The organism is Paraburkholderia sp. LEh10 (assembly GCF_017814945.1).
Classification (GTDB): domain Bacteria; phylum Pseudomonadota; class Gammaproteobacteria; order Burkholderiales; family Burkholderiaceae; genus Paraburkholderia.
Genome location: NZ_JAGIPX010000065.1, coordinates 1 through 23880, shown reverse-complemented (window position 1 = coordinate 23880; position 23880 = coordinate 1). Strand labels below are relative to the sequence as shown.

20 protein-coding genes are annotated in these 23880 nt (G+C 63.9%); 16 read left to right on the top strand and 4 right to left on the bottom strand.

The annotated features are described in order from the left end of the window. The first annotated feature begins 7 nt into the window (after positions 1 to 7). Genes J8I87_RS35195 through rarD form a run of 3 tightly spaced genes read left to right on the top strand, consistent with a single transcriptional unit; the run spans position 8 to position 3898 of the window. A complete protein-coding gene (locus J8I87_RS35195; RefSeq protein ID WP_209936914.1) occupies positions 8 to 1534 on the top strand; it encodes a hypothetical protein in 1527 nt (508 codons plus the stop codon). Then, positions 1524 to 2786 (top strand): aspartate aminotransferase family protein, encoded by a 1263-nt coding sequence (locus J8I87_RS35190; protein ID WP_245254379.1) that lies wholly within the window; start codon positions 1524 to 1526, stop codon positions 2784 to 2786. Before J8I87_RS35195 ends, J8I87_RS35190 begins: the two co-directional genes overlap by 11 nt. Then, entirely contained in the window at positions 2783 to 3898 is a 1116-nt protein-coding gene (rarD, locus tag J8I87_RS35185) for an EamA family transporter RarD (protein WP_209936912.1), read from the top strand. Before J8I87_RS35190 ends, rarD begins: the two co-directional genes overlap by 4 nt. A 38-nt stretch (positions 3899 to 3936) precedes the next feature. Here the strand turns inward: rarD and J8I87_RS35180 are convergent, their stop codons facing one another. After that, positions 3937 to 4338: a hypothetical protein gene (locus J8I87_RS35180; protein WP_209936911.1), complete on the bottom strand. Its 402-nt coding sequence runs from the start codon at positions 4336 to 4338 to the stop codon at positions 3937 to 3939. Between the two features lie 200 nt (positions 4339 to 4538). On the opposite strand from J8I87_RS35180, the gene J8I87_RS35175 reads away from it, so the two are divergent. The 12 genes from J8I87_RS35175 to J8I87_RS35120 all read left to right on the top strand — a co-directional run bounded on the left by J8I87_RS35175 (position 4539) and on the right by J8I87_RS35120 (position 18896). Continuing rightward, positions 4539 to 6941, top strand: a complete 2403-nt coding sequence (locus J8I87_RS35175) for a TerB N-terminal domain-containing protein (RefSeq protein ID WP_209936910.1) — start codon at positions 4539 to 4541, stop codon at positions 6939 to 6941. Continuing rightward, the gene (locus J8I87_RS35170; protein WP_209936909.1) at positions 6938 to 8248 is read left to right on the top strand and encodes an ATP-binding protein; all 1311 of its coding nucleotides are present in this window, start codon (positions 6938 to 6940) and stop codon (positions 8246 to 8248) included. The genes J8I87_RS35175 and J8I87_RS35170 overlap by 4 nt, the downstream gene beginning before the upstream one ends. After that, positions 8220 to 10445 (top strand): DEAD/DEAH box helicase, encoded by a 2226-nt coding sequence (locus J8I87_RS35165; RefSeq protein WP_209936908.1) that lies wholly within the window; start codon positions 8220 to 8222, stop codon positions 10443 to 10445. Before J8I87_RS35170 ends, J8I87_RS35165 begins: the two co-directional genes overlap by 29 nt. Before the next feature lie 182 nt (positions 10446 to 10627). Next, positions 10628 to 12130, top strand: coding sequence for an MDR family MFS transporter (locus J8I87_RS35160; protein ID WP_209936906.1), 1503 nt, complete (start codon positions 10628 to 10630; stop codon positions 12128 to 12130). A 405-nt stretch (positions 12131 to 12535) separates the two neighbouring features. Then, positions 12536 to 12757, top strand: a complete 222-nt coding sequence (locus tag J8I87_RS35155; RefSeq protein ID WP_209936905.1) for a YdcH family protein — start codon at positions 12536 to 12538, stop codon at positions 12755 to 12757. Between the two features lie 61 nt (positions 12758 to 12818). Continuing rightward, entirely contained in the window at positions 12819 to 13961 is a 1143-nt protein-coding gene (ppk2, locus tag J8I87_RS35150) for a polyphosphate kinase 2 (RefSeq protein ID WP_209936904.1), read from the top strand. Positions 13962 to 14101: 140 nt separating this feature from the next. Then, a complete protein-coding gene (locus J8I87_RS35145; RefSeq protein ID WP_245254378.1) occupies positions 14102 to 14302 on the top strand; it encodes a hypothetical protein in 201 nt (66 codons plus the stop codon). A gap of 343 nt (positions 14303 to 14645) precedes the next feature. Continuing rightward, on the top strand, positions 14646 to 15392 hold the full coding sequence (gene glnH, locus J8I87_RS35140; RefSeq protein WP_209936903.1) for a glutamine ABC transporter substrate-binding protein GlnH: 747 nt from the start codon (positions 14646 to 14648) through the stop codon (positions 15390 to 15392). 63 nt (positions 15393 to 15455) lie between these two features. Then, the gene (glnP, locus tag J8I87_RS35135) at positions 15456 to 16112 is read left to right on the top strand and encodes a glutamine ABC transporter permease GlnP (RefSeq protein WP_209936902.1); all 657 of its coding nucleotides are present in this window, start codon (positions 15456 to 15458) and stop codon (positions 16110 to 16112) included. Next, positions 16109 to 16846 (top strand): glutamine ABC transporter ATP-binding protein GlnQ, encoded by a 738-nt coding sequence (gene glnQ / locus J8I87_RS35130; RefSeq protein WP_280923131.1) that lies wholly within the window; start codon positions 16109 to 16111, stop codon positions 16844 to 16846. Before glnP ends, glnQ begins: the two co-directional genes overlap by 4 nt. 9 nt (positions 16847 to 16855) lie before the next feature. After that, positions 16856 to 17962 carry a C45 family peptidase gene (locus J8I87_RS35125; protein ID WP_209936900.1) on the top strand — a complete coding sequence of 369 codons (1107 nt, stop codon included), beginning with the start codon at positions 16856 to 16858 and terminating at the stop codon, positions 17960 to 17962. Then, positions 17889 to 18896, top strand: coding sequence for a MurR/RpiR family transcriptional regulator (locus tag J8I87_RS35120; RefSeq protein ID WP_209936899.1), 1008 nt, complete (start codon positions 17889 to 17891; stop codon positions 18894 to 18896). Before J8I87_RS35125 ends, J8I87_RS35120 begins: the two co-directional genes overlap by 74 nt. 242 nt (positions 18897 to 19138) lie before the next feature. Here J8I87_RS35120 and J8I87_RS35115 read toward each other — a convergent pair whose 3' ends face one another. Continuing rightward, positions 19139 to 20449, bottom strand: a complete 1311-nt coding sequence (locus tag J8I87_RS35115; protein WP_209936898.1) for a GNAT family N-acetyltransferase — start codon at positions 20447 to 20449, stop codon at positions 19139 to 19141. Positions 20450 to 20608: 159 nt separating this feature from the next. On the opposite strand from J8I87_RS35115, the gene J8I87_RS35110 reads away from it, so the two are divergent. Beyond that, a complete protein-coding gene (locus J8I87_RS35110; RefSeq protein ID WP_209936897.1) occupies positions 20609 to 22021 on the top strand; it encodes a cyclic nucleotide-binding domain-containing protein in 1413 nt (470 codons plus the stop codon). A gap of 353 nt (positions 22022 to 22374) precedes the next feature. Here the strand turns inward: J8I87_RS35110 and J8I87_RS46450 are convergent, their stop codons facing one another. Both J8I87_RS46450 and J8I87_RS35100 read right to left on the bottom strand, forming a co-directional pair. After that, the gene (locus J8I87_RS46450) at positions 22375 to 22485 is read right to left on the bottom strand and encodes a DUF2795 domain-containing protein (protein WP_209936896.1); all 111 of its coding nucleotides are present in this window, start codon (positions 22483 to 22485) and stop codon (positions 22375 to 22377) included. A 254-nt stretch (positions 22486 to 22739) separates the two neighbouring features. Continuing rightward, entirely contained in the window at positions 22740 to 23402 is a 663-nt protein-coding gene (locus tag J8I87_RS35100) for a ProQ/FinO family protein (RefSeq protein WP_209936895.1), read from the bottom strand. Positions 23403 to 23880: the final 478 nt, after the last annotated feature.

Sequence of the window (23880 nt, the reverse complement as noted above, 5' to 3'; positions counted from 1 at the left end):
AGCCGTCATGGAACGCTGGGATATCGATCGCTACAGACGGCCCGCGCTGGTGCCATGCGAGATCGCGCCGGGCGGCGACGACGTATTGACGATCGGCGTCGGCGACGACGCCGTCGATCTCTCGTTCGAAGGCGTGGCGCGCGACGAGGTTGCCGAGGTCGTCGCGCAACTGATGCGGCCATCGTCGGAGATCTGGACGAAGCTGGGCGACGGCGCGTGCCCCGCGTGGGTTCGCGCGCTGACGGTGCAACTCGATGCGCTGTCGCTGATCGAGGAGACCGACTCCGGCATCGACAGCGTCACATCGGCTGCGGAGCGCGCGATCGCGTTGTGCGCGCAAGTCGGGCAGCGGCTTGCCGACGTGGTCGAGCGGCGCTTCGCGATGTACAAGGACACGCTCGCCGCCGTTCATCAGATGCTCACAGATGACGAGCGCGACGCAGCGCCTGGCGCGTTTCCGTTTGCGGACGAGGCCGACGGCAACTTCGCCGGCAACTTCGCCGGCAACTTCGCGTTGCAGGCCATCTATTTTCAGCTCGCGTACGCGCGCCAGAACGCGCCCCAACTCGTGATCGCGTGGCAGCGATTGCTGGGCGAAGTGTTCCGGCATGTCTGCTGGTTCCCCGTGACGGCCGCGGCCAGATCGCGCGGCCATAAAGACGCGGTGCCCGAGAATTTTCGCAGCGTCGCCTCGCTCGATCCCGTCGACCTCGAAACGTACCTGGTCTCGTTCGCGCATTTCGTCGAGATTGCGCCGTTGCGCGTCGGCAGGCGAATGACGTCGGCGAACACGGGACGCATCACTCAAGCATGCAGCGGCCTCACGCTTGCCGCGCGCGCAGAGCGCCTGCTGGTCAAGGCGCTCGATCAACTCGGCAGCAATGCGTATGCTTCGGCGGCGCTGGCGAGCAACGAGATCACGCCGCTCGTGAAAGGGCTCTACATCGAGCAGTATCACGTCACCGGCCGCTTCGTCGAGATTCTTGGGCCGCTGCTGTCGCGCCGTCTGAACCGCAATCTGCGCGCGCGGCTCTTCCAGTACTTTCAGGAAGAGTACGGCCACGAAGCGTTCGAGCTGGCCACTTGCGTCGCGCTCGGCATGAACGAAGCGGACGTGCGCGCTTGCGTCCCGCTGCCGCTGACGGCGCTGTACATCGACGCCTACACGGTGCTCGCGCATCGCATGCCCACGGCGTTTTTCGCATCGATCATGGTGACGGAAGGATTGCGCGACCAACACAGTCCCGTTCATGCGCACATCGCCGCGCTGGTCGAAAACGCGCTGCAAGCGGGCGACATCGTCGCGAAGCACGGCGAGACGAACGACGAGCTGAATCATCCGAGCCTCTCGCGACTGTTTCTCGCCGACGTTGCGCACGTCACGGCGGCGGAGCAGCGCTACAGCCTCGAAGCGGCGCTGTTCATGCTCGAAGTCAACATGCGGCAACTGGAATCGGTCGCGTTCTTTTATGGCGACCAGAAGCAGCTCCAGTTTCATGGGCTGCATGACGGCAGGAGGTCGCTTGAAGTCTGATCGCGAGTCCGGGCACGGAGCCGGGCAGCGCACGCGCTTCGATCCCGTCAATCCATATTGGGCGTCGTTTCTCGACCAGGCGGGCCTCGACATGACGGGCGCGCGCGGCGACGGCTGCTATATCGAAACGGCGGACGGCCGCGCGCTGCTCGACTGCCTCGCGGGATTCGGCACGGCGAATCTGGGCCATGCGCATCCGGCGTTGCTCGCGCGCTTCGGCGAAGCGCTGCAGCGCACGTCGCTGAACGTCTTTCCGTTCGAATGCGCCGACGCTCAACGGGCGCTCGCGGAAAAGCTGCTCGCGCTGTCCAGCCGTCGCTATCAGAAGGTGTTTTTCGCGACCACGGGTGCGGAGGCCGTCGAAAGCGCGGTGAAGTTCGCGATGACGAGCACGCAGCGCAGCGATGTCGTTTCGTTTCGCGGGTCGTTTCATGGTCTGTCGATGTTTTCGTCGTTCGTCACGGGCAATCCGTTCTGGACAGAAGCGCTTCCGTGGAAACCGGGCAACGTGCATCACGTCGACGCCGCCAACTTCGCCGCGCTCGAAGACGTGCTGTCGAGCCGCAAGGTCGCGGCCGTCGTGTTCGAGCCCGTCGCGGGCTCGTCGTCGGCGCAGCACTGGACGGCGGACACCTCGGCGCGGCTCGCCGCGCTATGCCGCGCGACGGGCACGAAGCTGATCGCCGACGAGGTGTATTGCGGACTGGGGCGCACGGGCACCTGGTTCGGCATCGATGCGATCGGCACCAACGGCGTGGCGACAGCGGCACCCGACATGATCGTCGTGTCGAAGGGACTGACGGGCGGGCTCGTGCCGCTGTCGGCCGTGCTGATGAACGACGGTGACTTCGACGCCGTGTTCGGCGCGCCGGGCAAGGCGAAGGTGCAGGGCTCGACGTTCGGCGGCAACCGGCTCGCGATCCACTGCGGACTGATCGTGCTCGATCTCGTCGAACACGGGCGACTCGTCGAGAACGCGGCGGCGATGGGCGCGCTGATCGGCGAGCGCATCGGCGAGCGTTTCGGCTCGCGCCTGACGCTGCACGGCCAAGGCCTCGCGCTGAGTGTCGCGCTCGACCCGCAACTCGACATAAGCATGACGGATGTGTGGCTGGACCTGATCGACTGCGGCGTGCTGGCGATGCCGAATTCCGCTTCGCCGGATTCGCTGCGCCTGTCGCCGCCGCTGATTTTTGGCATGAACGAAGTGGAAGTTCTGATCGACGGACTCGACGAGGCGCTACAGGAATGAACGCAAACAATCAGAAGCAGAAAGAGGGCGCCGGATACGCCGCGCTGCTCGTGGCGCTGTGCTGGTGGGGCCTGATGCCGCTGTACTACTGGCGTCTGAAAGAAGTGAGCCCGCCGGAGATGCTCGCGCATCGCGTGTTCTGGTCGTTCGCGGTGCTGTCGTTGGTGATCGCGCTCAACCCCGCGTTGCGGCGGCAAATGGGCGACTGGCGCTCGTTCGCGCTCGCGCTGTTGCCCGCGTTGCTGTTGTCGGCGAACTGGGTCGTCTATATCCTCGCGTCGGTCACGGGCAATGCACTGCAAGCGAGTCTTGGATATTTCCTGAATCCGCTGCTCTCCGCTGCGCTCGGCATCGTTTTTCTTAACGAGCGGCTTAATGGTCTCAAAGCTGCCGCGTTAGCGCTTGGACTGGCCGGCACTTTCGTCCAATGCTATGCGCATGGCGGCGTGCCTGGGTTCGCCGTGCTGTTGACGGTCACGTTCTCGCTGCTCGGCCTCGCGCGCAAGGTGTGGCCGACGAAGAACGCAATCGTCAGCACCTGGCGCGAGACGGTCGTGATGATGCCGTTCGCGCTTGGCTACTTCGCCTTCCTGTCGTCCAGTCACACGCTCGCGTTCACGTCGTTCGGCGCCGGCGCGGCCGTGCTGATGATGCTCGCAGGGCCCCTGACCGTCGTGCCGCTCGCGCTTTACGCGTATGCAATGCCGCTCGTCTCGCTGACGGAATCGGCCGTCATGCAATACGTGACGCCGACTGTCACTTTCATCCTCGCGCTCACCGTCTTCCACGAACGGCTGACCACGATCGACCTGACTGGCTATGGTCTGATCTGGTGCGGGTTGGCCCTCGCGACTTATGCGACGGTGCGGCGTCGTCCGCTCGCGACCGTCGTGCCGGGGGCGGCGCAAGGTGCGCAAGCCGCGCAAGGTGCGCAGGGCGCGCAAGCAGCGCAAGGGGCGGCGGTTAGTGCGGGTGCGAATGCGGGTGCTGGACAGAACGTGTCGTTTCTTTCTTCGCACAAAAAGACGCCAGCTTCCGCTGGCGTGAATAGGTTCTGGCATTCCGAGGGCCGTCCAGAACCTGAGAGACGGTGGGAAAAGTACGACGCATGAAGCGCGAGGACGCGAAAGGAGGCGGGCGCCTGCGTGTGTCATCTTGCGTGAAAGTATGTCGTTGAGTGTAACTCCAGTTCGTAAATTAAGCTTGCAAAATATGCGATCTGGTTGGGGTCAGATTGTTTGCTCGCGCACCAAGGCATTTGTAATCCAGCGGGTGGTATTGTGCTTCGGACATCCGCCTGATGGCGCGCGAACAGCCGTTTGAGCGCCGCCGGAGCGATCTTGAAAAAAATCATATAATCAAAGGTCGCGACCGCGCCGGGCAACGGATTCCCGGCGATGAAGACGAAAGAACAATGAGCCGCGGGCGAAGCAGTGTCGGGAGGGGCGCAGCCGTCGATTTCGGCGGGATGCCCGGTTTTGCGGTCCTTGCGTCGGATGGGCGTGCGCGTGTCGTTCCCTCCGTCGCTCCGACGCTGGCCATTCCGGCGCATGTGTGCGCTCTGGGCTGGCTATCGTGGGTTCCCATTCAAGCTTGCATTGAAAGACATGTTGCGTGGTGCGCATCGTGTCGACGAGCCGCTTGAGTTGTACGAGCCGTCCCAGCGCCTGTCTTCGCCGCCGGCCAGGTTCCGCGTTTGCGTCGCTGTTTTCATCCGGATCTCCCAAGGCTCGTGAGGAGCCAGGCTATTTCATGACAAGTTCTCCCGGCTCTTATGAAGATGAGCCGTTGGTATCGATGAACCTATCCGGCGCGACGGCCGACGCTTACCGCATCGGCTCCGCGCCCGGCGGCGCGCGGCCCGATATGCAGTCGTCCTCACGGCCGGCCGCGCGCTCGCCGGCGCGCTGGGTCGTGCCCGGCGAGGCTGTGGACATCCACGGCATCGAAATCGCGGGAGGCTTCTTCTACACGGGCGACGTGCAGCGCTCGCATGCCGATTCGATCGATGCCTGCGTGATCGACATGCGTTTCGATGTCGCCAGCGGCGGTGCGGACCGGGCGGCGGGGCTCGGCGGCATCGGCCTGAGCTACGGCGGGCTCACGCCGGAGCAGCGCTGCACTTACCTCGAATGGCTCGCGTCGGATCGGAAGAAGTCGGACATCAACACCGGCTATCTGTTTTTCTACCTGTACGGATTGGAGCGGCGCGTGCTCGTCGATGGCGCGGCCGGCAAGGTCGGCGGCGACGAATTCAACGCAATCGCGAAAGAGTTGCGGCGCCTGCTCAATCTCGATGCGAACTACGCATGGCAAAAGCATGTGCGCGGCCTGATCGACTCGCTCGCGCTGATGGCGTCGCGGCACACGCGGATGTATTTGCAGCCCGCGCCCGACGGCCTCGCGACGGGTTATCAGGTGCCGCTGAACGTGCGCGTCGCGTTCGGTCAGGCGGCGCTCGACCAGCATCCGCTGCCGGCGGACTGGGCGCTTGCGTGGGTCAAGCTCGATCCGATGATGGTGCGCCGCACGGCCGTCACGCGTTGCCCTGAAGAGTTCGACCGCGTGTTCACGCGGCAGTATCGCGAGCGCTTTGGCGACGGCATGATTTTGCCCGCCAACCGCACGAAACTGGATGCATCGCCGCAGCCGTCGTTTCGCGCGTTGAAGAGCGTGCCCGTGCCGGGTTTTCTCATCGGCCTGCCCGACATCGCGGCCGTCAACGGCACGCGCAACAAGCTGCAGCTGCTGATGCACGAAAGCGCCGCCGCGCTCGATGCCTACAGCCGCTATCTCGGCCGCTATCCGCAAGCGCAAGGCACGCTCGAAGCGACGCTGATGCTGCCCGCGAACATGTGGCCGCAAGCGACCCACGACGCAATCAACGCGCTCGCCGCGGAAGTCGCGCAGGACACGGCCGTCAGCACGTTCGGCGCCGTGCTCGCGCGCTTCCGTTCGGGCGGCAAGATGACGCGCGACAAGGCCGTGATCTTCACGACGGCGCTGGCCGAAGCGGGCATCGCCGTCGAGCCCGACGTGCGTCTCGGCGCACGCACGCCGAAGCCGACGGATGCCGTCGCGCTTTTCGCGATCGAGCCGGGCGCGACGGCGCTGCCCATCGACGACGCATACGAGGTCGCGACGATCATCGTCGATCTCGCCGCGACCGTCGCGCGCGCGGACGGCGATGCGACGCAGCGCGAGACGGCCGTGATCGAATGGCAGATCGACCAATGGCCGCACTTGTCGGCGCAACAGCGCGCGCGGCTGAAAGCGCGTAATCTCGCACAACTCGCCCAACCGACGGCGAGCGCCGGGTTGAAGAAGAAGCTCGCGCCGCTGTCGCCGGACGTGAAGGCGACGATCGCCTCGTTCCTCGTGCATACGGCGAACGCGGACGGCGTCGTGTCGCGCAACGAAGTGCGGCTGCTGGAAAAGGTGTATCGGATGCTCGGCATCGATTGGCAGCGTCTCTACAGCGATCTGCATCAGCACGCGATCGGTGCGCCCGGGTCGGCGGCGAGCCTCACGACGGCCGCTAATACGGCCGCTAATACGGCTGCGAATACGGCCGCTAAGACGGCGGCCAGGCCGGCCGCGCGGCCGGCAGCGAACCAGCACGCGAGCGCGCCGCAGCCCGCCATGCCGAAGCACGAGTTCGTGCTCGACGCGACGCGCATCGCCGCACTCAAGGAGGAAACGGCGCGCGTGTCGGCGATGCTCGCGGACGTGTTCGTCGAGGAAGCGCATGGCACGCTCAAGACAGCGTCCGGCCATGCGCTGGCACAGCAGGCGGACCCGGATGCGCTGGCGCCGGCTGCAGGCGAGGAACAGCAGATGCTTGCGCCACAACCAGCCGCCGCGCACGCTGAGCCCGCGCCGCCCGCGCCCGACGTCCGGCAACCGTCCGAAGCGACACAGGCTTCGCTGCTCGGCCTCGACGACGCCCATTCGTCGTTCCTGCGCCTGCTCATGACGCGTGCGTCGTGGGCGCGCGCTGAGCTCGCCGCCGCCGCGTCGCGTCTCGAACTGATGCTCGACGGCGCGATCGAACAGGTGAACGAGGCGTCGCTCGACCATTGGGACGAGCCGCTCACGGACGGGGACGATCCCGTCGAAATCAATCAGGAAGTCGCACAAAGGTTGGCCGCATGACAACGATTCGCCCCAGGGACCGCGATGCGGTCCTGCAATCCCTGCGTGCCGGCGTGGTGCCGCGCATCGGGCAACATCTGATCCAGGTCGGGCGCGCGCGCGAACTCGAAGCGCTGCTGAAGGATGTCGAGCGCGTCGCGGACGGCGGCTCGGCGTTTCGCATCGTCGTCGGCGAGTACGGCGCGGGCAAGACGTTTTTCCTGAACCTCGTGCGCGCGATCGCGCTCGAGAAAAAGCTCGTCACCGTTCACGCGGACCTGAACCCCGACCGGCGCCTGCATGCGTCCGGCGGCCAGGCGCGCTCGCTCTATGCGGAACTTGTGAAGAACATGGCGACGCGCACGAAGCCCGAAGGCGGCGCGCTTGCCGGCGTGGTGGAGAAGTTCATCGGCCAGGCGAAGACGGAAGCAAAGGCAACGGGCCGCGCGAGCGACGAAGTGATCCGCGCGCAGCTTTCGCAGTTGACGGAAATGGTCAACGGCTACGATTTCGCCGATGTGATCGCCGCCTACTGCCGGGGCTTCGAGGAAGGCAACGAGAAGCTCAAGAGCGATGCCGTGCGCTGGCTGCGCGGCGAGTTCGCCACGCGCACCGACGCGCGCCAGGCCCTCGGCGTGCGCACGATCGTCGACGACGCGAACATGTACGACCAGCTTAAGCTGCTTGGCCGTTTCGTGCGGCTGGCGGGCTATAGCGGCCTGATGGTGTGTCTCGACGAGATGGTGAACCTGTACAAGCTCGCCAACGTGCAGTCGCGCAACGCCAACTACGAGCAGATCCTGCGCATCCTGAACGATTCGCTGCAAGGCACGGCCGAGGGACTGGGCTTCGTGCTCGGCGGCACGCCCGAGTTTCTGCTCGACACGCGCCGCGGTCTTTACAGCTACGCGGCGCTGCAATCGCGCCTCGCCGAAAACACGTTCGCGACGAACGGCCTCGTCGACTATAGCGGGCCCGTGATCCGCCTCGCCGCGCTCACGCCCGAAGACTTCTACGTGCTGCTCGACAAGCTGCGCCTCGTCTACGCGTTCGGCGACGCGAGCAAGGCGCTCGTGCCCGAGGACGCGATTCCCGCGTTCATGGCGCATTGTGCGACGCGCCTCGGCGAAGCCTACTTCCGCACGCCGCGCACGACGATCACCGCGTTCATCAATCTGCTCTCGGTGCTGGAGCAGAACCCGTCGGCCGAGTGGCGCGGGCTGATCGGCAGCATGGAGATCGAGCGCGACACGGGCGGCGCGGCGGACATCGTCAACGACGCCGCTTCCGACAGCGACGATGAGCTTGCCAGCTTCCGGCTCAACTGACTCGCGCAGCTTCGATCTGCTCGATGAGCGCATTCGCCGCTGGATCTGGCGCGAAGGCTGGACCGAGCTGCGCGATGCACAGGAGCGGGCGGTGCCCGCGCTGATCGATGCCGGGCGCGATGTGATCATCGCCGCCGCGACGGCGGCGGGCAAGACGGAAGCGGCCTTTCTGCCGATCCTGTCGAACCTGCTGCGCGATGAGCCGTGCGGCGGCTCGGTGCTCTACATCAGTCCGCTGAAGGCGCTGATCAACGATCAATGGTCGCGTCTCGACAAGCTGTGCGAGTCGCTGGACATTCCCGTCACGGGCTGGCACGGCGACGTGTCGTCGGGACGCAAGCAGCGCTTTCTGAAGAAGCCCGCAGGCGTCTTGCTGATCACGCCGGAATCGCTCGAAGCGATGTTCGTCACGCGCGGCGCGTCGCTGGCCGCGACGTTCGGCGCGCTGCGCTATGTCGTCGTCGACGAGCTGCACGCGTTCATCGGCTCCGAACGCGGCATGCAGCTGCAATCGCTGATGCAGCGCGTCGATCGCGCATGTGCTCGCGTGGTGCCGCGCGTCGGCCTGTCGGCGACGCTCGGCGACATGCGGCTCGCCGCGGAATTCTTGCGCCCGGGAGCCGCGCAGGACGTGCACATCATCGAGTCGGGCAATGCAGGGCAAGAGCTGAAGATCCTGCTCAAGGGCTATGTCGAGAAGCCGCCGCGCATCCATGTCGAGCCCGATATCGAGAACCCGGGTCTCGAAGACATCGTGCCCGCCAGCACCGTCGAGGTCGCGAGTCACATGTACAAGGTGCTGCGCGGCTCGAACAATCTGATCTTTCCGAACAGCCGCCGGCAAGTCGAGCTGTACGCGGACCTGTTGCGCCGCGCGTGTGAGCGCGACGGCTATCCGAACGAGTTCTGGCCGCATCACGGCAGCCTGTCGAAGGAGTTGCGCGAGCAGACGGAAGCGGCGCTGAAGGCAGGCGACCGGCCCGCGAGCGCCGTCTGCACGACGACGCTCGAACTGGGCATCGATATCGGCGCGGTGAAGAGCGTCGTGCAGGTCGGCGCGCCGCCATCCGTGGCGAGCCTTCGGCAGCGGCTCGGGCGCTCGGGCCGGCGCAAGGGCGAGGCGGCGATTCTGCGCGGCTACTGCGTCGAAGCGGAACTGCACAGCGACGCCGACCTCTCGGACCGGCTGCGCGAAGGTCTCGTGCAATCGGTGGCGATGATCAATCTGCTGCTGCGCGGCTGGTTCGAGCCGCCGCGCGCGGGCGGCATGCATCCGTCGACGCTCGTGCAGCAGATTCTCTCGGTCATCGCCGAACGCGGCGGCGCGCGCGCGAGCGAACTGTGGGACACACTGGTTGCGCAAGGCCCGTTCAGTGCGATCGACAAGGCGAGCTTTGCCGCGATCCTGCGCGGCCTCGGCGCGAAGGATCTGCTCGTGCAGGAAGCGGGCGGCCTGCTGCTGCATGGCCCGGCGGGCGAGCGGCTCGTCAATCACTATGAGTTCTACGCATCTTTTACGACCGACGACGAGTTCCGCATCATCGCGGGCGCGAAGGTGCTGGGCTCGCTGCCCGTGTCGCGTCCGCTGACGCCGGGCCAGGGCCTCGTGTTCGGCGGGCAGCGCTGGCGCGTGCAGGAAGTCGATGCAGGCAAGAAAACGGTATACGTGAAGGCGGATCAGGGCGGCGTGCCGCCCGTGTTCGACGGCGGCGGTTCGCTCGTGCACGATGAAGTGCGGCGCGAGATGTTCAATGTGCTCAACGATCAGGCGCCCGTCGTGTTTCTCGATACCACGGGGCGCGAATTGCTCGAAGAGGCGCGCCGCTATTTCGCGTCGAATGAACTGGCCACGCGCGCCGTGTTCAGGCACGGCGGCAACACGATACTCGCGACATGGTCAGGCGACGGGATCAACGATGCGCTCGTCGTGCTGCTGCGTGCCGAAGGACTCGACGCATGGAATCTCGGCCCGGTGGTCAGCGTGCGCGCCGACGCGGTGAAGGACACGCTGCAACGGATCGCGTCGCTCACGCCTGCGCAGAAAGCCGACGCGCTGCGCGCGATCGGTAACATCGACAACGAAAAGTGGGACTGGACCTTGCCCGACGACGTGAAGCGCAGCGCATATGCGTCGCTGCGGCTCGACATGCCGGGTGCGCAGGCGCTCGCGCGGCGGCTCGCGGCCGCCTGCGAGTGAAATGGCGCCATACCGTGAGAATCCATTTGCGCTTTGTGGATGCACGTACAACCAAGTGCAAGCGACGCAATTAAGCGGTAGCATAGTTTCCTTTGCCCGCACCGGGCTCGCGCAAGCGTAGACATCAAGCGTAGACATCACGCGCTGCCGGCTTTCGCGCTGCACATTACAACCTCGTCCCCATGTCGAATCATCCTCAGACGAAGCGTCATCTCGTCATCGCATCCGTGATGGCGTCGATGGCGATGGTGGCTATCGAAGCGACCATCGTATCGACGGCCATGCCGCAAATCGTCACGCAACTCGGCGGACTGCGTCTTTACAGCTGGGTCTTCTCGTCGTTCCTGCTCGCGCAGACGGCGATGACCGTCGTGTTCGGCAAGCTCGCCGATCTGTACGGCCGCAAGCCGACCGTGCTCGTCGGCATCGCGATCTTCCTGATCGGTTCGCTCGGCGCGGGTTTCGCGTGGTCGATGCCCGCGATGATCGCGTTCCGTCTGATCCAGGGCATCGGCGCGGGCGCGATCCAGCCGGTGACGCTGACCATCGTAGGGGACCTGTATCCGGCGCGCGAGCGCGGCAAGATCCAGGGCTACCTCGCCAGCGTCTGGGCGATCTCGGCCGTGATCGGGCCGATGGCGGGCGGCCTTTTGATCCGCGATCTGTCGTGGTCGTGGATCTTCTGGATCAACGTGCCCATCGGCCTGCTCGCGGCGTTCGGCTTCGTTTCGTACCTGCACGAGGAGAAGCGCCATCAGCGTCCGTCTATCGATCTGCTGGGCGCCGTGCTCTTCACCGTCGCCATCGGCGCGCTGATGATGGCGCTCACGGATGCAGGCTCGCAAGACGATGGCCGCGCGCTGTTCGAAGTCGCGCTGTTCGTCGTGAGCGGCGCGGCGTTCGTGTGGCACGAGCGGCGCGTGCCGGAGCCGATGATCTCGTTCTCGCTATGGAGCCACCGCCCGATTGCGGCGTGCAATGCGGCGACGGTGCTGTCGGGCATGGCGCTGATGGGGCTCACGACGTTCCTGCCGATGTACGTGCAGGGCGTGCTGCATCAGTCGCCCGTGGTCGCGGGTCTCGCACTGACGATGGTGATGCTCGGCTGGCCGTCGGGCGCGACCTTTACCGCGAAGTCGTTTCATCGGCTCGGGCTGCGGCGCACGATGGTGGCGGGCAGCTTCTTTCTGCCGCTCGGCGCGATCGCGTTCGCCGTGCTCAATCCGCAAAGCTCGCCCGTCGTGGCGGGCGTCGGTTCGCTGGTGATGGGCCTCGGCATGGGGATTGTGAGCGTCAGTTCGCTGATCCTGATCCAGGAGATCGTGCAGCCGCTCGAACGCGGCTCGGCGACGGCCTCGAATCTGTTTTCACGCAATCTGGGCAGCACGCTCGGCGCGGCCATCTTCGGCGCGGTGCTGAACTTCGGGCTCAGTCATTTCAAGGGCACATCGATCACGTCCGAGCAGCTGCGCTCCCTGCTCGATGTCACGCCGGGCGCCGCGCAGACGGCGCTGGCCAGCAACGAGCTGGTGCGCGCGGCGCTCCATCATTCGCTGCATCTGACCTTCCTGTCGATCGTCGTGATCTGCGCGGCAGCGGTGTTGTCGGTGATGATGGTGCCCTCCATCAAGATCGGCGGACGATCTCGCGAAACATCAGCGGCTGCACATCTGACGGAGATGTGAGTCGTCGGAGCAGGGCGCTCGGCGTGCGTATGAGGCATGAATCAACAAGACGGGCTCGACCAATGCCTTTGGCGCAGATGTGGCGTTCGGAACTTCCCGATCGCAGACCGGGTGGCCGCCGCGCATGAGATCCTCACATCGCTCGATCGCGCGGGACCGTGAGGCCGCGCGAGCGATGCCCAGCTTGCACTGAGCGCCGCGCATTCGAACATTCACGCTTTGTCAAATGCGCCGGCGCAACGGCTTGATGCCCGTCATCCCACGTTGGCGACAGGCAGGCGCGCATCCATTCACCGCCCGGAATGCGACCACGTGACACACTCATTAGCCGTCCGTATGAGTTGCCAGGACTCGTCACGATGCGACAATGATCGAACGATCTCACTGTCACTCTGAGGAGGTGTCATGTTTCCTGAGTATCGCGATCTGATCTCGCGCCTTAAGACGGAAGATGCCCATTTCGCGCGGCTCTTCGAGCGTCATAACGAACTGGATCACCAGGTTCGGAACATGGAAACGGGCGTTACACCTGGCGAGCGCCTCAGTATCGAAATCCTGAAGAAAGAAAAGCTGCAGCTAAAGGACAGAATTTACGTAATCCTGAAGAAGGCCGATGCCACAGCGTGACGGACCGCCCGTTCGCCACGGAAGGCAGTTCGGGATTCGATGACAATTCAAACAGGAGCCGATGAAGTTGACAGCCGATCACGACAATTCAGCAATTCCGGCGCAAGCGCCTCCAACACCGGCGCATGCCGCCGATCCCTCCGGTTCGCGCCGCGCGTCGCGCGGTGACACCATTCCCGGCAAGACGGCAAGATCGGCCGAGCTTGCGCAAACCAGCCATGCGATCGACGCCGCCAACGATCTGCTCGCCAACAACATGCAGGCGGTGCTCGAAGCCAATGCATTGCAAGACGCGGACACGCTGATCGATGCGGTGAGGACCTTGATGGACGGCATGTCCGCCGACGAGGTCAGCGCCTTGCGGAGTCTTCTGCTGGAAGGCAATCCTTCCACCTGGTCAGCGGGCATGCGGCGCCATCCCGACGACGAACTTTCGCCCGCGTTGCGCGAAGGCGGTTATCCGTATCTGAACCTGATGTCGCGCAAGGCATACGAGAAGCAGAAGTATCGCTTGCAGGTCGAACTGTTGAAGCTGCAGGCGTGGGTGCGCGAAACGGGGCAGCGCGTGATGATTCTTTTCGAAGGGCGCGACGCCGCCGGCAAGGGCGGAACGATCAAGCGCTTCATGGAGCATCTGAACCCGCGCGGCGCGCGCGTGGTCGCGCTCGAAAAACCGACGGAACTGGAGCGTGGGCAGTGGTATTTTCAGCGCTACGTTCAGCATTTGCCCACGGCGGGCGAGATCGTGCTGTTCGACCGGTCATGGTACAACCGCGCGGGCGTCGAACGCGTGATGAGCTTCTGCACGCAGGGCGAGTACACCGAGTTCATGCAACAGGTCCCTGCCTTCGAGCGGCACCTCGCGCAAAGCGGTATTCATATCGTGAAGTTCTGGTTCTCGGTGAGCCGCGAGGAACAGGCGCGCCGCTTCAAGGAACGCCAGGTGCATCCTCTCAAGCAATGGAAGCTCAGTCCCGTCGATCTGGCATCGCTCGACAAATGGGACGAATACACACAGGCCAAGGAGGCGATGTTCACGCATACGGACACGGCGGATACGCCATGGACAGTCGTGCGATCCGGTTGCAAGAAGCGCGCCCGGCTCAATGCGATGCGCTACGTGCTGCACAAGCTGCCTTACGCGAATCGCGACCTGAACCTGATCGGCGCTGTGGACCCGTTGATCGTCGGCCGCGCAATGTGATCTGCCGCGACGCACACCTCGATGCGCACACCGCGATGCGCACGCCGCGATGCGCACGCCGCGATGCGCACACCTCGATGCGCACGCCGCGATGCGTCCGGGCATGCCGGCGGCGCTGCAAAGCTTTGTGTGCCTTACGGATGCCGTCACTGACGGGCTATCTGACGGTGCGCAGCCGCCTCGACGTGGACGGGCTCGCGGCCGTGCCGATCACGAATGCGGAATTGCATCAGCGCACGCTGCAGGTTCAGACGATGGCGGGGCGCACGCTGCCGCAAACGATGCAGGCGTTTCTCGACCTGCTGACGCGCGCGATCGACGAGCCGCAGATCGTTGACTGAGCGCGTGCGCGCGCAGCGCTTGCGCAAGCCTGCGCGTGGCCGCCATCAATCGGCACGCGGCTGATATTGCGGGTTATCGCCAGACATCCGTCAGTTTTGCAAATGCGCGTTGCAACCCTTCGGCGACACGCGTTTTTTTCGTTTGCCTCCGGCTGAAGCTCAGCGACTTCCTGATTGCGCAGCGCCATTCGTCGCCGACGATTCGCCGACGATTCTCACCAGGGTTTACCACCCTCGCAATCAGATTTGCGTTCGCCCCTATTGCGCAAATTAATTTGCACTAAGATACTCAGCGCAAATCGGTTTGCTGTCGTTCGTCAACCCAACTCCGAAGGGGATCGTCATGAAACTCGTAGCAAAGCTCGCCGCGGCTGCACTCGTCGCCGTTTCCGTCCTTGGTCATGCGGCGCGCGCCGAGACCTTGCTGGTCGCCTGCGACACGGCGTTCGTGCCGTTCGAATTCAAGCAGGGCGACAAGTACGTCGGCTTCGACATCGATTTGTGGTCGGCGATCGCGAAGGACCTGAAGATCGACTACAAGCTGCAGCCAATGGACTTCAGCGGCATCCTTCCCGCGCTGCAGACGCATAACGTCGACGTCGCGCTCGCGGGCATCACGATCAAGGACGAGCGCAAGAAGGTGATCGACTTTTCCGACGGCTATTACGACAGCGGCTTCATGCTGATGGTGCCCGCCACGAGCGCGATCAAGGGGGCGGACGACCTGAAGGGCAAATCGCTCGCGATCAAGACGGGCACGTCGGCGGCGGACTACGCGAAGGCGCATTTCGCGGGCACCGATCTGCGCCAGTTTCCGAATATCGACAACGCCTATCTGGAACTGCAGACGGGACGCGTCGATGCGGCGATGCACGACACGCCGAACGTTCTCTACTACATCAACACGGCGGGCAAGGGACGCGTGAAGGCGGTCGGTCCGCAGATGATGGCGCAGCAATACGGCATCGCGTTCCCGAAGGGCAGTGCGCTGGTGCCGAAGGTCAACGCGGCGCTCGCGAAGATCAAGGCTGATGGCCGCTATGCGGCGATCTACAAGAAGTGGTTCGGCGTCGAGCCGGCGAAGTCCTGATTCATCGCGGGTGCGATCATCAGCGCATCAGAGTAGACATCGGATCAAAGTAGGAGAGAAGTCATGCAGTTCGATTTGTCCGTCGTCGCCGACGCGTTGCCCGCGCTGTTGCAGGGCGCGAAGCTGACGGTGCTGATTACCGTCGTGGGCCTGGCGGGCGGCCTTGTCGTCGGCTTTCTGTTCGGTCTGATGCGCGCGTACGGCAACGCGCTCGTGCAAAGGATCGCATTCGCGTACGTGGAATTCGTGCGCGGCACGCCGATCGTCGTGCAGGTGATGTTCATCTATTTCGCGCTGCCCGTGCTGCTGAACGTGCGCGTCGATGCGATGACGGCGGCTGTCGTGTCGATCGTCGTCAACTCGGGCGCGTATATCGCCGAGATCGTGCGCGGCGCGTTCCTGTCGGTGCCGCGCGGCCTGAAGGAAGCAGGCCTCGCGCTCGGCATGCCGATGTGGCGCGTGCTCGCGTTCGTCGTCGGGCCCGTCGCGGTGCGACGCATGACGCCGTCGCTCGGCAACCAGTTCATCGTGAGCCTGAAGGATACGTCGCTGTTTATCGTGATCGGCGTCGGCGAACTCACGCGTCAGGGCCAGGAGATCATGGCCGCGAATTTCCGCGCGGTTGAAATCTGGACGGCCGTGGCCGTGATCTATCTGTGCATGATCGGTGTGCTGACGTTCTGTCTGCGCACGATGGAAAAAAGGATGCGGATGCTATGAGCGCGCTCGATATGGTGCAGTTCAAAAAGGTGACGAAGCGCTTCGGTCAGACCACGGTGCTCGACGGCATCGATCTGAACATCCGCGCTGGCGAAGTCGTGGTATTGATCGGTCCGTCGGGCTCGGGCAAATCGACGCTCCTGCGCTGCATCAATGCGCTGGAGCAGATCGACGGCGGCGATCTGATCGTCGATGGAATCAGCGTGCTCGGCGGCGCGAAAAGGGTCCGCGAAATCCGCAAGGAAGCGGGCATGGTGTTCCAGCAGTTCAATCTGTTTCCGCAATTGACGGCGCTCGAAAACGTCGCGTTCGGCCCGCGCCAGGTGCGCGGCTTGCGCAAGGACGACGCCGACGAACTCGCCCGCGAGCTGCTCACGAAGGTGGGGCTCGCCGCGCGCGTCGATCACTATGCAAGCGAGCTGTCGGGCGGCCAGCAGCAGCGCGTCGCGATTGCGCGCGCGCTCGCCGTGAAGCCTAAGCTGATGCTGTTCGACGAGCCCACGTCGGCGCTCGATCCCGAACTGCGGCAGGAGGTGCTGCGCGTGATGCAGTCGCTCGCGGAGGAGGGCATGACGATGGTCGTCGTGACACACGAGATGGCGTTTGCGCGCAAAGTGGGCACGCGGCTGATCTTCATGGAGCACGGCCATATCGCCGTCGACGGGCCGCCCGTCGAACTGCTCGACAATCCGCCCAATCAGCGCTTGCGCGATTTCCTTCAACATGTCGAATGATCGTCCCAGATGCCCGCATTTGGTTATATCGAAGTTTCAGGCTCGCCGTATGAGGCGGGCCACGCGCTAGGGCGCTTCGGCGCTCTGGCCGTGCATCGTCACCTGATGCAGACGGCCGCGTGGCGCGACGTGATGCGTTCGCGCGGCACGCCGATTGCGGCCGCACTGGCCGCGCACGTGCAGCAGCGTTTTCCGCGTGTCTGGTCGGAATTGCAAGGGCTTGCGGATGGCCTGCGCGTGCCCTTCGACGAGGTCTTCCTGTGGAACTGCCGGGGTGATGTGTGGGCGGCGTCCCCTGATGGCTGCACGACGGTTCAATTGCCGGCTCAGTCATCATCAGGCAGCGCGACGCGCATCAGCCACAACGAAGACGGCGACCCGGGTTTCGCCGGACATTGCGCTATCGCCGAGTGCCGCATCGACGGCAGCCCCCGCTTTGCGGCATTCGTGTATCCCGGCTCGCTGCCGGGCCACACGTTCGCGGTGACGGACGCGGGCCTTGCCGTCACGGTGAACAATCTGCGGCAGCGGCGCATCGAAGCGGGCGTGCCGCGCATGGTGCTTACGCGCGCCGTGCTGGATGCGTCGACGCTCGATGAAGCCGTTGCCGTGTTGCGCGATAACCCGCGCGCGGGCGGCTTCCATCTGACGCTCGCGCATCGCGCGAGCCCCGCGTTGCTGAGTGTCGAGTACAGCGCGCACGGCTGCTCGGTGCACGAGATCGCGCAGCCCTCGCTGCATGCGAACCACGCGATCCATCCTGCGATGCGCGGCTTCGCACAAGTGGTGACGGACTCGTCGCGCGAGCGTCAACGGCGCGGCGACGCGCTGCTGAACGAAGCGCGGGAAGCCGGGTGCGCGCCCGATCCGCTGGCGATTCTCGCCGACACGCACGACGCATCGCTGCCGATCTACCGCGCCGACCCCGACGATCCCGACGACGAGAACACGCTCGCAACCGCCGATATCGTGATGGGAGCGTCTCACATAGAATGGAACGTCTATGAACGGCCAGGGACGCCGCCCCGATATCGGTTGATCGATGGACACAGACAAACGCAAGACGCGCCGCACGGCTGCGAACAAGGACGAGGCGAGGGTGCCGGAGGCGCCTGACGCGACAGGCGATGCGCCGCGCAGTGTCGACGGGCTGCGCGAACTGGTGTTGCGGATCGGCCGCGACGAGGCGGACGTATCGCTCGGCGGCAAGGCGCATACGGTGCTCGCGAGACTGCTCGAACGGCCGGAGGAAGTCGCCGTGCGCACCATTACCGATCTGGCGGCGGCACTCGACGTGAACGCATCGACGTTGACGCGGCTGAGCACGAAGCTCGGCTACGCGGGCTTCGCGGATTTCCAGAGCGTGTTTCGCGACAGCCTTGCGCAGCGTCATCGGCATTTCTATACGGATCAGGCGCAACGGCTTGTCGCGGGCAACAGGGGGCGCGCGCACACGCCCGCTAATGGCGGCTCATCGGCCGAAGTGGAAGTGGTCGCGCAACTGGCGCACGAGTCGATCGGCAACGTCGAGGCATTTCTGGCGCGCCTTTCGCCAGCCGATCTGCGCGGCGCGGCGGCCTTGCTTGCGGACGCGCGGCGCGTGCGCGTGCATGGCTTGCGTCAGTTCAGTGCGCTCGCCAGCTTTCTTTGTTATGGGCTCGGCATGATCCGCACTGACGCCGCCTTGCTCGACGCGCAAGGACTGGGCGTTGCCGAGGGGCTGGCGCAGTTGCAGCCGGGTGACGTCGTCGTCGTGACGAGCGTCGCGCCCTATACGCGCAGTGTCGCAGAAGCCGCCGTCGCGGCCGCTGAAGCGGGGATGACCGTGATCGCGATCACCGATACGCTCGCGTCGCCGCTGGTGCCGCCCGCGCGCCACGCGTTTCTGATTCCGCATGAGAGCAGCTTCTTCAGCAACAGCATGGGCGCGTATCTGATCTTTTGCGAAGGGCTGCTGAGTCTCGTCGCGACGCACCTGGGCAAGCGGTCGTTGCAGGCATTGTCGCGGCGCGAGCGGCTGATTACCGCGCTCGGGATCGAGACAGGCTAGCCGGCTGCTCCGCGCCGCTCAGATTCTTGTGCGGCGGCCCGATATAGATGGCGTGACGCGCAGGCCCGGTATCAGGATTGTCGAAGCGAGCGTTGCGCAGCGAATCGGCGATGACGAAAAACGAAGAGCCCGCGAAATTGCCGCAAGCCTGACCGCGACCGTGGAACTTGCGATGAAGTCCCCGCGCGTTCACGGTGAGTGAGCGCGCGCCGAATTTCTGCGCTGCGTACCTGGTTGTTATTTCACGCCCAATTCACAATTGAATGCGTGATTCTATTGACCCTCTTTAGCGCGGCCTTAAGGCGAAGCGGGAGCTTTTCTTTTTCGCCAGTGTGCGGTCCCGCAGTAAAGCGCCGACGGAGATTCTCTAGTTGAAGAGCAAACAGTCCCCAACGCGTATTGGCTATTTGCAGGCTCCACACGGTCAAGATGTGGCCGCGGCTCCAGTAGCTTTTGTACTTTTCGGTGCCTGCGCCGAAATCGAAGTCGAGGTGATGTTCGAGCGCCCATCTGACGCAATGTTCTGTCGCAACCGCACCGGGCGAATGCGACGAATAGGCGGGATCAAAGCCCGCTATGAGGTCGTCCACGCAGGTCTTGCCCAATCCGAGAATATCGACGGCAATCGGCGCGCCATCGAGGCTCACGACCACTAGCCGGGCCGAGACCTCGCTTTCTGTCTGATTGAGCAGGGCGACAAGAAAGTTTCTATATTCGGCCGAATATAGCCATTCTCCTTTTTTGTCCGCATGATCGGCCCATTTGCGCTTGCAGTCGAACATCCAGTCCACGAGACGGGCGTTTTCTTCCGCGTTTTCGGGGCCAAGAAAGCGAATTTTCAAGTCGCCTTTTTTCGCCAGGCGTCGTTCCAGCGCACCGGGCTTGTTTTTGAATAATCGCCCAAGCGAAGCGCTAAACGAATCCCAATCGGTCTCGCGGCTGAGCAAGCCGACGGCTGCCGGGTGCGGTGTCTTTGTGACGACGCCACGCTTCGTGGACGCCAGTTCAAACAACCGGGTGTCGGCGTGGAGATAGGGTAGAAGAATGATATCGGCGCCGAATTGCTTCTGGACCTCCGCCCACGCGCGCTCAATCACATTTGAAGCCATCTGCGCGTCTTGAATGAGGATGCTCGTGTAGTCCGTCGATTCACTCGCAAGGGGACGCACAACCGTCCAGCAAAGCCTCCGGTACACGACGAGCGGCCATACCATGACAAGCCGCCCGTGTTCGCGCAAGGTGATGCAACACAGCTTCCGGCCGCGTGGTTCGGCGACCTTGGTCCAACACAGCCAGCAAACGGCAAAAGCCTGGTGGTAGCGGCCTTCCGCTCTTGACCAGAGCTCGTCCCACTCCCGCCGCAGAGCGCGAAACTCGACAGGATCGCTGACTATGTGAAGACGCGAACTCGGTTCCACCATACGCCCTCCAGTATGTTTTGGATTGTTAAGGTAGACCGAAATCGTCGAAGATAGCAAGTGTGATGAACACAGAACTTGGAAGGAAAAGAGGGCCCCGTCAGGATCGGCCATTTGCCAGATAAAGCGCGTCATGTTTCGCTGTGGCTATGGACACAACACTCTGCGCGAGCCGACCGCCGTTCCGACTGCCTATGATAAGTACAGGCGCGCCGCATCCAGCAGGGGACGCTGCACAACGAAGCGCTCGCCGGCTTTTTCGCTTGTGTTTGCGTCGCGAGGCGGGAGCGAATCATGATCGAACTCGACGAACTGAGCGGGATGCCCGTATTTGCGGACCTTCCGCGTGAGCGTCTTCAATGGCTGTGCGAGAACCTGACGGAATTCGCCGCCAGATCCGGGGACGTGCTGCTCGAGGAAGGAGAGATGAGCAGCAATCTGCTGGTCCTGCTCGATGGAGAGGTCAGGACGACGAGGGCAGCCGCCGGCGAGCTTTCCGCTGAACGCTATAGCGCTCCCGAAATTTTCGGCACACCTTGCATGGTTGCATCGATCCCCTTTCCGGCGACGCTCAAGGCGGCGACCGATTGCCGGATCGCGCGGCTTCCGGAGGCGGCCTTCCGTGAACTTTTCGTGTCATGCGGTTCTTTCACCCGCGTCGTCGCCCGCGTGATGACCGACTGGCTCACCGCGCTCGAAACGGCTGGGCTGAATCGCGAGAAACTGGCCGCATTGGGCAAGCTGTCGGCGGGACTCGCGCACGAGCTGAACAATCCTGCTTCAGCCGTGGCACGCTCGCTCGACCACATGCTTGCCGGACTCGATGCGCTCGAGGACTCGGCTCTCGCGCTTGGGGTGCGCGCGGTTCCTCGCGACGCTGTCGATGAATTGAGAGCGCTTGCTGCGCGCAGCGCAACAGAGGCCGCCGCGAGCGCCACGGATGCACTGCGGCACGCCGAAGCGGAGTCGCTGCTCGGTGACTGGCTTGCTGCGCATGGCATGGCGAAACCGTGGCTTGTCGCGCCATGCCTGGTCGCGCACGGGATCACATCCGATGACCTCGGGCAATTGGCCGGCCGCCTCAGCACGGATCAACTCGATGCTGCCATCTCGTGGATCGCAAAGGTTCTGGAGCTGCGCTCGGTGATGCGCGATGCGACGCGCGGCGCAACCCGGATCTCCGATATTGTGAAAGCAGTCAAGTCTTATACCTACATGGACCAGGGGCCGCGGCAGGAAGTCGACATTCACGAGGGTATCGAAGACACATTGACCGTGATGGCGCATGAACTCAAGTCAGGCGTTGCGATAGTGCGCGACTTCAACCGCGATTTGCCACGTGTTCCCGCATATGGCAGCGAACTCAATCAGGTGTGGACACGGATCATCGAAAACGCCGTTGAGGCGATGAGCGGGCGTGGCCAGCTGACTATCCGCACACGTCGCGATTCCGACCGTGCCGTAGTCGAGATTGCCGACACGGGACCGGGTATTCCGCAAGACGCCATGCGTCATCTATTCGAGCCATTCTTTACGTCGAAGCCGGCCAGCGCTGTGCAGGGACATGGCGTGGGAATGGGGCTGCACGTCGCCTATCGTATCGTGGTCAATCGGCACGGCGGTACGATCGAAGCCTGTTCACGTCCCACGGAAACCGTCTTCCGCGTGACTTTGCCGCTTGGCGGCGGCACGGCGGACTTCGATTGAGCGGGGTTGTACACAACGGAACGGGAACGCTCATGTGTCGTTGCCTGTCACGATAAAGTCACGGATTCTGCCGTCGTCTGTCAACGACGGCTCGCGCCAGCCGGTTTCGCGGTGTGCATTCATGAAGGCGAGGTTGTGGGCTTGCCAGCAATGGCAAAACCCGACATTTCTATTTGGGACCTACAGTCTGAATGTTGATAATTAAGATTATGTCAAATTATATTTAGCCGTGTTCACCTGAGTACCATGTCACTGATGACCGTCATTCCCTAGCCAGTTTCACCCCGCCGATAACAGCACCACGGCATTCTCACTCACGACTGCCTATCGCATTCGCCACTGCCGTCGCGCTTTCAAAATCTCCGTCCGGGCAATGCCGCTAGCGCTTCCATGGCGTCTTCATCGGCGGCGTTCTGCTTCGCCGTCTTCAGGAGGTCTTGCTTAGGTGCGGTGCAGGAAATCACGCTCCCTTGTGCGTCTTTTACACGTCGACGAACGTCCGCCCAGGCGCACTAGGCGCATTTGATGTGGACATCGCAAACCTCCCGTCTGGTCGCTCGATGTCGGCATTGCGCATGCGGCGTTCCAAGGCAATCACTGCTGTTAGCCGCGCCCGGAACAACCGCGCGCCAGCGAGCGATCATGGCTGACCGCAAAAACCGGGTAACGCAGCAGCCTGTATGGCGGCACCGTTTTGGAGTACGGGCCGCCGATAACATCAACCTTGCGCCTGATCCGCTTCCGGCGCGTTGCCTTTGTCGCCCGCCGTCGACGCATCTTCATCTCCCGTCTTCGCCGCTGCTGCCGCTTCCTCGTTGGCCTTCGCGGGCCTCGTCCGCCCGCCCGACGATCGACGCCGTGCAAACGCCGAATCCGCTGCGGTGACCTTGCCCGTCTCGGCGCCCGCCAGATCCACGCGCGGCGCGCCTTCCGTCAGGCTCGCCCAATAGCGGCTGCCGCGGCACCAGGTACTGACGGCATCGCGGATTTCCTGCTCGGTCAGCTTCAATTCACCCGCCTGCGCGAGCAGATCTTCGAGAATGCCGATCTTCAGTGCCACCTTCGGCGCGGGATTCTTCGGAAACGCCAGCGGGAAACGCTTTTGCAACTTGCCGATGGTATGCACGACGGGATCGACGGGATTTTGATTCTGCCTCGCTGCCGGGCGAGCATGCTCCGGCTTGCGGGCACCCGTCTTCGCAGCAGGCCTGTCGGCCGTCCTGGCCGCAGGTTTGGCGTCTCTGGCTTTCGTGTCCTTCGCCTTGGCATCCTTGTCGCCCGCGTGCGACGGATGCCGCTCGGAGGCCTGTTTCTGCTTGCGTTGTGCGTTTGCCTGTTTGGCGAGCTGGTCCCTCAGTTTCGCCAGTTGTTCAAAGCCCATGTGTTCACCTTCATTGCAATGACGCAGGATTGTAGCAGCCGACCGGCATCTTCACGCCGCTGGACTGCATGCAGCCGCTGGGCCAGCATGCGCCATCTTGATGGCGGTTTGCTGTCGACAGGCGTCGGCGCGTCGATGAGCGTCCCCGTCTCGCGGTTAATCGCCGCCCTATCGCCCTGAGCAAGACGGTGACAGTCCACGTTCGCGCGACAGCTTGCCCGCAGCCGACGCGGCGAGCAAGCCTCGGTCCCGCTGCGCTTGTGTCCGTTGTTTCACGGTACATTGCGTCACGCGCCCCAAAAAACAAAGCGCCGCGATTGCGGCGCCCTGCTCTGCTTGCTCTGCTCGATGAACGTCGAACGGTATCAGAACCGGTGCACCATGCCGACACCCACGCCCACCATGCTGCGCGATGACGACGGCGACGTCTGGAAGCCGTCGCCGATGGTCGCCGTCGCGTTGATGATCGACCGGCCGT